The organism is Deltaproteobacteria bacterium (assembly GCA_003696105.1).
Lineage (GTDB): Bacteria > Myxococcota_A > Polyangia > Haliangiales > J016 > J016.
In genome coordinates this window covers 20,190-31,676 of record RFGE01000256.1, presented here as the reverse complement: position 1 = coordinate 31,676, position 11,487 = coordinate 20,190, and the positions used below count along the sequence as shown (strand labels likewise).

Here is an 11,487-nt window from a genome sequence, read left to right as displayed (position 1 = left end):
CTGCGCGGCCGCGACGGCGCTCGCGCTGGCGGCGTGCGCGCCGGCGCCGGCGGCGCTCGCGCCGGCGCGCGCTCGCCCGGTCGCGCTCCAGCCCGCGCCGGCCGGCCCGCGCCTGCCCGATACCGTTGCGCCCGCACGCTACGATCTCGAACTCGACATCGACCCGAACGCCGCCGAGCTGCGTGGCCGCGTCACCATCGACGTCGCCGTCCGCGTGCCGGTGCGGTCCATCTGGCTGCACGCGGTCGACCTCGCCATCGATCGCGTCGAACTGCGGGCCGGCGGCCGCGAGCGCGTGGTGCGCGTCGACCGCTCGGCGGCCGCCCGCGGCCTGCTCGGTATCCACGCGACCGCGCCGGTGCCCGCGGGCACCGCGCGCATCACCATCGCGTACCGCGCACGACTCGGCCAGCGCGTCGGCGCGTTCCGCCAGCGGGTCGACGGGCGCTGGTACGCGTTCTCCGACTTCGAACCGATCGACGCCCGCCGCGCGATCCCGTGCTTCGACGAACCGCGGTTCAAGACGCCGTGGACCGTGGCGATCACCGCCCCGCGGGGCCTGCGCGCGCTGTCGAACGCGCCGGAGGTCGCGACGACGGACGCCGGCCCCGACCGCGTGCGCCACGCGTTCGCGACGACGCGGCCGCTGCCCACCTACCTCGTCGCGTTCGCGGTGGGGCCGTTTGCGCTCGTCGACGGGCCCCGGGCGCCGGTGCCGCTGCGCGCGGCGGTGTACCCCGGCCACGAGGCGCGCGCGCTCGCCGCGGTCCGCGAGGGCGCCGGCGCGCTGGCGCGCCTGCAGGCCTATACCGGCCAGCGCGCGCCGGTGGACAAGATCGATTTGGTCGCCGTGCCCTCGTTCAACGGCGCCATGGAAAACCCCGGTCTGATCACCGTCGCGGCCGACATCCTGCTGGTCGATCCGGACCGCGCGCCCCCCGAGGCGCGGCGGCGCGTCGCGATGGTGGTCGCGCACGAACTCGCCCACCTGTGGTTCGGCGACCTGGTGACGCCGGCGTGGTGGGACGACCTGTGGCTCAACGAGGCGTTCGCATCGTGGATGGCGGACCGCGTCGTCGCCGCGATGCACCCGGGCTGGCACTGGGAACTCGAACGCGTGCGCGCGAAAGCCGACGCGGTCGACCGGGACGCCGCCGGGACGCTGCCGCCGCTGCGCCGCGCCGCCGCGTCGGACGCCGACATCCGCACGATGCTCGGATCGCACATGTACACGAAAGGGCCCGCCATCGTCGCGATGCTCGAACGCGTCGTCGGCGACGCGGCGATGCGCGCGGCGCTGCGCGGCTACCTGCGCCGGCACGCCGACGGCGTCGGCACCACGCCGGACCTGCTCGCGGCGCTGTCCGCCGCCGGTCCGGCCGACCTCGGCGCAATTGCGAAACCGTTCCTGAACCGGCGAGCCGTACCGGTCGTCGGCGTCGAGCTGCGCTGCGGTGAGCGCGGCGCGTCGGTGCGGCTTTCGCAAGGCGAGCCGGCCGCCGCGCGCGGCGGATCGGCGGATGCGCCCGGAGCCCGCGCGGCGCTCGCGGTCGGCGAGGTGCCCGCGAACCCGCCGCGCGCCGCGGTGGCCGGCGGCCCCGATGGCGGCGCGCGCACCGCGCGGGCCCGCCGCGCGCCGTGGATCGTACCCGCGTGCGTGCGCACGCCCGCGGGCACGCGGTGCGCCCGCGTCGGCCCCACTGCGGTGGACATCGCCCTGCCGGGGCCGTGTCCCGCGTGGGTGTACCCGAACGCGGGCGAGCGCGGCTATTACCTGTACGCGCCCGGCGCGGCCGGCGCCGCCGCCCTGCGCGCGCACCTGCGCGACCTCGGCGACGTCGAGTGGGCCGGGCTCGCGCTCAACGCGTGGATGTGGCTGCGCAGCGGCGCCGTGCCCGTCGACGAGGCCGCCCGCGCGCTCGTCGACCTCGCCGCGTCGGATCGCGACGCCGTCGTCGACCTCGCCGTCCGCGGACTCACGGATCTCGCGGCCGCCGCCGATCGCGCCGGACGCGGCGGCGCGTTTCGCGCCTACCTGCGCGCGGCCCTCGGCCCCCGCGCGCGCTCTCTCGGCCTCCGCGCGCGCGACGGCGACGACGACGACACGCGCATGCTGCGGCCGCGGCTGGCGCGGCTCGTCGGCGTCCTCGCCGCCGACCCGGCCCTGGCCGGCGCCGCCCGCCGCGAAGTCGAAGCGCGGCTCGACCGCGGCGACCTCCCCCGCACCGACGAGTTGGAACTCGCACTCGAGGTCGCCGGCGCCCGCGGCGACGACGCGCTGTTTCGCCGCTACGCCGACGCCCTCGCCCGCACCGACGAGTTCCCGGCGCGCCTCGTGCTGTGGCACGGGCTCGCGTCGCTCGCCGACCCGGCCCTGGCGCGGCGTGCGGTCGACGCCGCGTTCGCGCCGGGCGTCACACCGGGCGAGCGCGCGTACGCCCTGTACGTGGCGCTGCGCAACCCCACCACCCGAGCGACCGCGCTGTCGGCGCTCGCCGCCGCCGGCCGCGCGGCACGCGTGCCCGCCGCGGCATGGCCCGCGCTCGCCGCCGCCGCGGCCGACGCGTGCGCCGGCGAGGAGGCCGACGCTCTGGCCGCCGTCCGCGACGCGCTCCCGGCCGGCGCCGAGGCGCGCGCCGCGCTCGGCGCCGCGATCGCGCAGGTGCGGGCGTGCGTCCGCCGGCTGCCCGCCCCCGACGCGATCCCCGACGCGTGGTGATCCGCGCCTACTGCGACACGTCCACGTACTTGACGGTGGTGATGCCCGCCTCGGCGAATGCCTTTTCGATCGTCTCGCGGTCCCCCAGAATCGCGATCACCTCGTTCTCCGGGCGCAGCTCGGATTCGATCAGCGCGCGCACCTGCGCCGGCGACAGCGCCGCGACGTACTGCACGAGCTTGTCGAAGTAGTCCGGCGGCTGGTGGTAGGTCGCCATCAAGCCCAGCTTGGCCGCGAGCTGGCGCGACACCGTCGACTGGCTCAGCAGCCGCTGGAGCACCGTGCGCCGCGCTTCGGCAAACACGAGGTCGAAGTTGTCGCCGCGGCGCAGCTCGTCGATCTTGTCGCGCATCATGCGCAGGGTCTCGCCGGCGCGCTCGGACTGGACGCCGCCCTGCATGATGTACCGGCTCGGCCCGACCTTGAGTTGCCGATACACCTGAATCCCGTACGTCGACCCGAGCGTCGTGCGGATGGTCCACTGCTGGAGCCGCAGCATCTCGGCGAGCACCATGCGCGCCGCCTGCTGGCCGTCGACGCCCGCCGGCCCCGGGTATTGGATCGCCACCTGTACCTGCGGCAGCTTGTCGCCGATCACGCCGATCGCGCGCGCGCCGGCGCCGGGCTGGGCCGGCGCGGTCACGGGCTCGTCTTTGTGACCGCGGTCCCACGCGCCAAACGTGTCGCGAATGACCTTTTCGGCGGTCTTCTCGTCGAAGTTGCCCGCGACAACGAGCGTGGCGTTCGCGGCGGTGTAGTGCTTGCGGCGGAACGCCTCGAGCTCGTCGTAGCCGATGCGGCCGACCGACTCGCGCGTCGGCATGCCCTTGATCGCGTAGGGGTGGTTCGGCCCCCACACCGCCATGGCGACCTCGCGCGTGAACGCGCGCTGCTGGCGCACCGGCCGCAGCTCGAACGCCTGGCGCATGCGCTTTTGCCACTGCTCGACCGCGTCCTGGCTGTAGTAGCCGATCTTCAGCTTGCGCTCGAGCCCGGTGAGCAGCTCGCTCGTGTAGATGCTGATCCCGCTGACGGTGAACGTCGTCGTGTCGTCGTCCACCGACGCGCCCCAATCCGCGCCGAGCAGCCCGATCTGCGACCCGCGCGGGTGGTTGAGCTGCCGCGCGGCCAGCGACGCGATCCCTTCGAGTCCGTCCGGTTCGTGCGCGGCGCCCACGTCGAAGATGAGCCGTGCCGCGACGACCGGCAGGCGGCTGCCCTTCGGCAGCAACACCACGCGCATGCCGTTGTCGAGCTGGAACCGGCGCGCCTTGACCAGCACCGACGGATCGGTCGGCGCCAGCAGCGGCCGCCGCGCCTCGGCCGGGTCGATCAGCGGTTTGAGCTGCTCGGCGTGCGACTTGGTCTCGAACTTCAGGTCCGCCGCCTTGAATCCCTCGGCGTTTTCGTTGCGCCGGATGACGACGACGAGCGCCTTGTCCTTGGTGATGAGGTCCTTGACGACGTCGCGCGAGTCGCCCGGGTTCTGGTTCCGCGTCCGCTGGAACTCCTCGAACACCAACGTCTTCTCCGAGTCCCACGGAAAGTCGGCGCGAGCTTGGGCGAGGGTACCGACCGCCGTCGTGCGCGCGTTGAGGTCCTCGAACCCGGCGATCAGCGACGCGAGCCGGCTGTTCTTCTGCTCCTCGAAAGCGCCGCCCGGGTCGAAGAAGAATTGCGGCAGCCGCTTGACCGACTTCCACACGAACTCCTCGGCCTGTCCGAGCTTGCCCGGCTTGGGCTCGACCGACAGCACCATCAGCGGCGCCTCGTCGCCGCCGAGAAGCTGCGGCGCCACGTCGTAGGCGAAGTCCCATTCCTCGTTGAACTGGTCGACCAGCGCGCCGAGCAGGAACGCATTCGTCGCGCGCGCGCCCTCGTCGCTGTACCGCGGCGGCAGCGCCCACACGAAGTGGATGCTCTCGCGCTCGACCGGCAGCTCGTGGACGACCCGCCGGTAGTGGATCTCCGGCATCGGGATCGGATTCTTCTTGACCGCGCGCGGCTTGCCGTCCGGGCCGAGCCCCTTGTCGATCGCGCCGAACGCGAACACGACCTCGTCGCGCACGCGGTCGGGGTCCACGTTGCCGGCCACGATCAGCGTGGCGTTTTGCGGCACGTAGTACTCGTCGATGAACTGGCAGACGTCCTCCTGCGTGATGTTGGCGAGCTGCTCGTCGTCGCCGATGCCGAGGTAGTGGTACGGGTGCCCCTTCGGGTAGGCCTCCTGCTGGATGATGCGCGGGATCTCGGCCTCGGGCCGGCCGTAGCGCTGGCGCAGCTCGTTGCGCACGACCTCGCGCTCGCGCTCGAACTCCTCCGGCGGCAGCCCACGGCAGTCGCCGACCATGCGCGCGGCCTCGAGCCGCAGGAACGCCTGCAGCTCCTCCTTGCGGCCCTGCAACATGTAGTGCGTGGCGTCGGTCGACGTGAACGCGTTGAAGAACGTCGTGATCTGCGGAAGCACGTCGAAGATCGGCGGCTTGTCCGGGCCGAAAATCCGATACTGGAACTGCATGTGCTCGACGAAGTGGGCGATGCCCGCCTTGCCGGGCGGATCCTGGTTGCTGCCGGTGTGGTAGCGGATGTCGACCTCCACCAACGGCGTGCTGTCGTCCGGCATCACGATGACCCGCAGCCCGTTCGGCAACGTCGCGCGCAGCTCGGCGTGCGGGAACTCGTAGTGCGGAACGACGGGCGTGCACGACGACAGCGCCGCCACCCCCACTCCGATCAGAACGCTCACCCTGGACATCATGGCGGGGCATTGTGGTCCACCTCGGCGCGATTGCAAGGTCGAGTCGCTAACAGTGCCCCGCGCGGGCGGGGCCGTGGACAACCCGGCGGAAATCGGCCAAACTGGCCCCCGGGGTCGGCGGCGCGCGGACCGGCTGTAAGGTGATGAGCCGATTCGAGCCCCGGCGGCCACCCCGGACTACGGAGGTGGGTTTCATGCAACGCTACCGGCTGGTTCTCGCAGGGCTCTTGGCCGCGGCCGCCGCCGCCATCGCGTGCGGCGACGGATCGACGCCCTCCGGCGACGACGACGACGACATGACCGCACCGGACGCCGGCGGGGGCGAGCCGGACGCCACGCCGCCGCCGCCGGGATCGTACACCCTCGAATGGGGCCCGTACACGGTCGCGCCGGGCGAGGAGGACACCCGCTGCGTGGTCCTGCGCCTCGGCAACCGCGAGTCCCTGCGCGTCCACCAGATACACAACGTGCTGGGGCCGGTGTCGCATCACTTCATCGTCTACCGGTCGAACGAAACGGAAGAGCGACGCGAGCCGTTCCAGTGCGATCCGTTCGTCGGCACGCTCAACGCCGAGACCTCGCCGCTGATGATCACCCAGCGGTTCGACGAGACGCTCACGCTGCCCGACGGGGTCGCGTTCGTGCTCGAGCCGAACCAGATGATCCGGCTCGAGCTGCACTACATCAACGCCACCGACGCACCGGTGGAGGCGCGGCCGACGTCGACCTTCATTCCGCTCGCCGACGGAGACTTCACCGACGCGGCCGACCTGGTGTTCATGGGCGACGTGGACATCGACATCCCGCCGATGTCCACCGCGTCGATCGAAGACACATACCTCAGCCTGCCGAGCGAGCTGTCCGGGGCTCAGTTCTTCGCCATCACCGGCCACGAGCACCAGTGGGGCACGAACGTGCGGGTGCACACGGCGTCCGGGCCGGGTGCGCCCGTCGCCGCGGTATACGACGTGCCGAACTTCGACTGGGACGAGCCGGACACGGTGTTCCACTCGCCGCCGTTCACCGTGCCGGACGGCGGCGGGTTCTTGTTGTCGTGCGAATGGAACAACCGCTCCGACCAGCGCGTCCGATTCGGCGAGAGCGCCAACGACGAGATGTGCTTCTTCTGGGCCTACTACTATCCGAGCGTCGGGCCGCGCATCTGCTTTCAGACCGACCAGACCGGCAGCCCGCTGTCGGTGTGCTGCCCGGGCTCGCCGCTGTGCAGCGCGCTCGGATTTTGATCCCGGCGTGACGGGCGCGCCATCGGGTGACGGCATGTTCGCGCGACCGCGAGTTGCGCCCGACGCTGACGCGGCGTGACGGCCCGCCGCGCGGTCAAGCGGTCTCCACCCACCGGCGGAATGCGCACGCGACGGCTTCGGCCGACTCCTCCGCGAGTACCGCCCGAGCCCACGCCGGCAGCGCGTCGGACGTGGCGTGTTCCTGCACATACGTGAGGATGCACCGATCGCCGCGGCGAGAGTCGGCCGGAGCGGCGGGCGTGAATCGCGCCTCGCCGCGCAGCTCGCGCAGCGCCACCTCCTCGCTGCGCCACTGCACCACGCGCTGGGCCGGATCGTAGTCGTAGCGCAGCGCGTAGCGCAGGCTGCCGCGCGCCGGCATCGCCGTGAACCACGCGCGGACGACGCGGCCGTCGGCGTCGCGCTCCACGACTTCGACCGCCGCGAGCCCGGCGAGCCACGCGGGCGCGCGCTCCACGTCGCACATCAATTGATAACAGTCGTCCGCGCTGCGCTCGATCGACACCCGCGCTTCGGTCCTCATCGTCCGATGCCGCGATGGTAGCGCCGCGCGCCCACGGCGTCACCTGCGGCGGCGCCGCCCGAGCGCGACCGCGACCAGCGCGAGCCACACCGGCGCGGCGCCCGCGGGGTCGCCGCCGGCGCGGCAGCCGCACGCGCCCGGCTCGCCGGCGACGCGAACGAGCGCGCTGGCATACGCCGCGTTGCCCACCTCGTCGCGCACGGTGACGATCACGCGGTAGCGCTCGCCGGCGGTCACCGGCAGCCGCACCGACCTCGTCCCCGGCTCGAGGTCGGCCGCGCCGACCGGCTCCGCGGTCGCGAGGTCCGTCGGGTCGATCACGCGCAGCAGCTCGACGCGCGGAGCGAGCGCCTCCGCCGGGGTCCGGTCGTCGGTCGCCGTCCACGCGACGTCGACGGCGGTGGCGTCGGCGGGCAATTCGATGACCGCGTCGCCGGCGAGCCGAACGCGCGGGCGCACGCCGTCGACCTCGACGATCGCCTCGGCCGGCGTCGCGTCCTCGTTGTCGTGCAGGTCGATCGCGGCCGCCGCCACCCGGTACGTGCCCGACACGCCCGCCTCACCGACCGCGATCTCGGCGACGTAGGTCGGCGCGCGGCTGGCGCCGTCGATGGAAAACCGGTAGCGCAGAAGCTCCGGCGGGATCTGATCGTCGCTGCCGCCCACGCGCACGACCGCGTCCTCGGGGCGGACGACGCCGACCGGCGCCGACACGATCCGGGTATCCGGCGCGATCGAATCCGCGGCCGGTTTGCGGAACAGATCGAGCTTCGCGATGGCGTAGGCGTCGGTCGTGTCGACGTCGCGCAAGATGAGGTAGTAGTCGGCCACCCCGAAGATCGGCCCGGTGAGCGCCTGGTCGCCGAGTTGGTCGAGCAGGCCCGGGATCAGCACTCCCTCGGCCACCGCGACGAGCTGCGCCGCGTCCAGACCGGTCGTCGCCGCGTAGTCCTCGTCGATCTCCAGCCGCGTGATGTCGACCGCATCGACGCGCAGCGTCAGCGCGTTGATCGCCGGATCGATGTCCAGCGTCGCCTCGGCGGTCGCGCCGGCGCGCGCGTGCAGCGCCACCGGCTCGCCGCCGCCGGCCGGCGTCGCGGTAATGTCGATGTCGACATCCTCGACGATCAGGTCGAGCACCGCGCCGCCGCCGGCACGCCCCTCGACGCGCGGCGGCCGGCCCATGCGCAGCTCGATGTCGATGTCCGACCCCGGCGGGAACCCGGGGAGCAGCGCCGCCTGCGCCTCGAGGTCCAGGTCGAGGCCCAGCGCGGCGAGGTGCTCGGGCGTGAGGCACATCAGGCCGTTGCGCCACACCTGGTAGAGCACGTCGTCGACGAGGCCGAGGTTGACCGCCACGCCCACGTGCGCCGGCGTCCCCGCGGACGGGTCGGGCGACGCGCCGGCGTGCGGTCCCGGCGCGCCGGGATCGGCGGCGATGCACGCGTCAGCCGGGAACCGCGACGACAGCGACACGTCGCCGCGCAGGGCGACGCCGGTGTCCCCGGCCGACAGCTCGGTGGCGGCGAACGAGAAATCGGCGATCGCGAGGGTGCCGTCGAACTGGAGGAAGCCGCCGACCACGTCCTGCATCATCGGTTCGAGCTGGTCGCGCGCGACCTGTTCGAGCTGGCCGACCAGCGCGTCGAGCAGCCATCCCTTCGCCGCGCCGATCACCCAGTTGACCACGTCGTCGATCGCGCAGTCGGACAGCGCGAAGTCGACGTCGTCCTCGCCGACCCAAAGATCGACGCCGGCGACCGCGACCTGCGGCCGCCCGTCGGCATCGACGGACGGCGCGAAGTCGATCGCAGCGCGGCCGTCGAGAATCGTGAGTTCGTCGCGACAGGTCGCCGAGCCGAAGCAGGCATACGGGTACAGCACGTACGCCTCGCCCGCGGCGAACGCGTCGAACTGGATGACGACGCGCAGCACGCCGCCGTCGACCGCGCCGATCGATACGTCGTCGACCGCCAGGTCGATGTCCGTGTCGCGCTGGGTGAGCTGAACGACGCGGCTGCCCGGGCAGTCGACGAGGTCCAGCGTGATCGGCGGCGGCGACAGCCGCGCCGGCACGTAGTCCGGCACCTGCTCGGCGATGAAGTCGAGCCCGGCAGGCGAGATGGCACCGCGCACCTCGTGCGCGGCGGCGGCGGGAGCGGCGGCGGCGGCGGCCACGGCCGAGGCGGCGATCAAACTCGAGCGCATCGGGTCCTCCGGCGGATGACGGCGAGCAAGACGGCGAGCCACGCGGCGCCCGCGCTGCCCGTGCCCGCCGCGCGACAGCCGGACGCGGCCGGCGCGGGGGTCGGGTCGGGCGGCGGCTCGCCGTCCGGCGCCGCCGCGTAGGCCTCGTCGAGATAGAGCTTCATGACGCCGGCCGAGTGCAGGATCGCGACGGGCACGAGGTCGCGCGCGAGCAGCTCGGTCATCGGCGCGCCGGCCGCGTTCGGCTCGAAGCGGGCCGCCCGCGGGTCGCGCGGGTCGAACGCGGCGCGGTCCACTCGGGCCGCGTACTCGGCGTTCTTGAAGTAGAAATAGCCGGGTTCGTGCTCGAAGAAGTCCTCGTCGAGCGCGCCCACCGGCGGTTCCGAAATCGTCCACTGCTCCGACAGCCACGACCACCGAATCGACGGGAACATGTCCGCGAGCACGCCCTCGGCCCGCTCGGTGCCCACGAGCGTGCCCGGGTACAGCGCGCGCCAGTACGACGCCGACGCGGTCGCCATCCACGCGTCGAGCGGATCGGCGAACTCGGGAATCGCCGCGCCCGGCGGCGGCAGCGGCAGCGCCGACGTGAACTCGTCGGTCATCTGCGCCGTGCACCACGCCTCGTAGTCGTCCCCGTTGGGCGGCCCGTGCACGTCCAGGTGGGTATGGGCCGGCACGGTCGCGTCCTGGATGAGGTGCACGACGTGCCCGAGCACGAAGTACGCCTCTTCGACGTCGCCGCGCGCGTACGCGGCGATCCCGTCGGACCAGTCCCACGCGTTTTCGTCCGACGGCACGATCGCCCACTCGTACGAGTTCGGGAACTGCCGTCCGTTCATGAACAGACCGGCGCCGTCCGTCGGGCGGAAGAAGTGGCGCATCACCCGCAGCGTGGTCGGATCGTCGTCGCCGTCCAGGATGAGGTCGTCCTCGTGGTCGGCGCCGGCGGCGACCGCATCCACGTACGCGACGAGTTCGTCGTAGCGGCCCGGGTAGGCCGCGGCGAGCAGCGCGGCGGCCTGCCGCGTGATCCAGCGGTGGGTGAAGTGGTTGTCGTAGGCGGCGGCGCGCGGTGGCGCCGACGCCGCGGCGACCGCCGCGGCGAGCGCGATGACCACCCCCCGAATCCTGGGCATGGCCGGTCCTTGAGCAACCTTCAGGCCAGCTGCCTTGGCACTCGCAACCGGTGAAAATCACAGCGCGTTGTCCGGCAACCCGGGTTGCCTGGCCGCTCCGACCGCCACATACTCGGGGACCGCCGACCCCACCGTCCTGGACGCCGCGCCGTGTGGTAAAGCACGCCGCATGGCTTCCCCGCGGAAGGCGGTCGTGTTGTTGTCCGGCGGGCTCGATTCTGCCACCGCCCTGGCGATCGCGCGCGACGAGGGATTTTCGTGCCACGCCCTCACCGTGCGCTACGGCCAACAGCACGCGTGCGAGATCGACGCCGCACGCGCGGTGGCGGCCGCGCTCGGTTGCGCCGACCACCGCGTCGTGGACCTCGACCTGCGACCGCTGGCGGTGTCGGCCCTCACCTCCGACGCGATCGCCGTACCGAAAGACCGGCCGCTGGCCGAGATCGGCGCCGCCGGCGACGTCCCCGTGACCTACGTGCCCGCGCGCAACACGATTCTGCTCGGGCTGGCGCTCGCGTGGGCCGAGTCGATCGATGCGTTCGACATCTTCGTCGGCGTCAACGTGCTCGACGCCAGCGGCTACCCGGACTGCAGGCCCGAGTTCGTCGCCGCGTTCCAACGGCTGGCGAACGTCGCCACCCGCGCCGGCGGCTTTCGGATCCGAGCGCCGTTGATCGACCTGACGAAGGCGCAGATCATCGCGCGCGGCGTCGCGCTCGGACTCGACTACGGCTTGACCCACTCGTGCTACGACCCGGCCCCCGATGGCCGAGCGTGCGGCCGGTGCGACGCGTGCGCCCTGCGCAAAAAGGGGTTCGCCGAGGCGGGCGTGCCGGACCCGACGCGCTACGCGTGACGCGGGCTGCCGGCCCCGG

7 protein-coding genes are annotated in these 11,487 nt (G+C 73.0%); 3 read left to right on the top strand and 4 right to left on the bottom strand.

Annotation, left to right across the window (positions count from 1 at the left end):
* Nucleotides 1–2,719, top strand: a 2,719-nt coding sequence (locus tag D6689_16435) for a M1 family peptidase (protein ID RMH39511.1), incomplete at its 5' end; no start/stop codon positions are given.
* 7 nt (nucleotides 2,720–2,726) lie between these two features.
* Here the strand turns inward: D6689_16435 and D6689_16430 are convergent.
* The gene (locus D6689_16430; protein ID RMH39510.1) at nucleotides 2,727–5,477 is read right to left on the bottom strand and encodes an insulinase family protein; all 2,751 of its coding nucleotides are present in this window, start codon (nucleotides 5,475–5,477) and stop codon (nucleotides 2,727–2,729) included.
* A 143-nt stretch (nucleotides 5,478–5,620) separates the two neighbouring features.
* Between D6689_16430 and D6689_16425 the strand changes: the two genes are divergently transcribed.
* On the top strand, nucleotides 5,621–6,721 hold the full coding sequence (locus D6689_16425) for a hypothetical protein (GenBank protein ID RMH39509.1): 1,101 nt from the start codon (nucleotides 5,621–5,623) through the stop codon (nucleotides 6,719–6,721).
* 94 nt (nucleotides 6,722–6,815) lie between these two features.
* On the opposite strand, the gene D6689_16420 is transcribed toward D6689_16425, so the two are convergent.
* Genes D6689_16420 through D6689_16410 form a run of 3 tightly spaced genes read right to left on the bottom strand, consistent with a single transcriptional unit; the run spans nucleotide 6,816 to nucleotide 10,594 of the window.
* A complete protein-coding gene (locus D6689_16420) occupies nucleotides 6,816–7,265 on the bottom strand; it encodes a hypothetical protein (GenBank protein RMH39508.1) in 450 nt (149 codons plus the stop codon).
* Nucleotides 7,266–7,304: 39 nt separating this feature from the next.
* A complete protein-coding gene (locus tag D6689_16415; GenBank protein ID RMH39507.1) occupies nucleotides 7,305–9,443 on the bottom strand; it encodes a hypothetical protein in 2,139 nt (712 codons plus the stop codon).
* Nucleotides 9,444–9,457: 14 nt separating this feature from the next.
* Nucleotides 9,458–10,594, bottom strand: a complete 1,137-nt coding sequence (locus D6689_16410) for a hypothetical protein (protein ID RMH39506.1) — start codon at nucleotides 10,592–10,594, stop codon at nucleotides 9,458–9,460.
* A gap of 187 nt (nucleotides 10,595–10,781) precedes the next feature.
* Between D6689_16410 and queC the strand changes: the two genes are divergently transcribed.
* Nucleotides 10,782–11,468, top strand: coding sequence for a 7-cyano-7-deazaguanine synthase QueC (gene queC / locus D6689_16405; GenBank protein RMH39505.1), 687 nt, complete (start codon nucleotides 10,782–10,784; stop codon nucleotides 11,466–11,468).
* The last annotated feature ends 19 nt before the right edge of the window (nucleotides 11,469–11,487 follow it).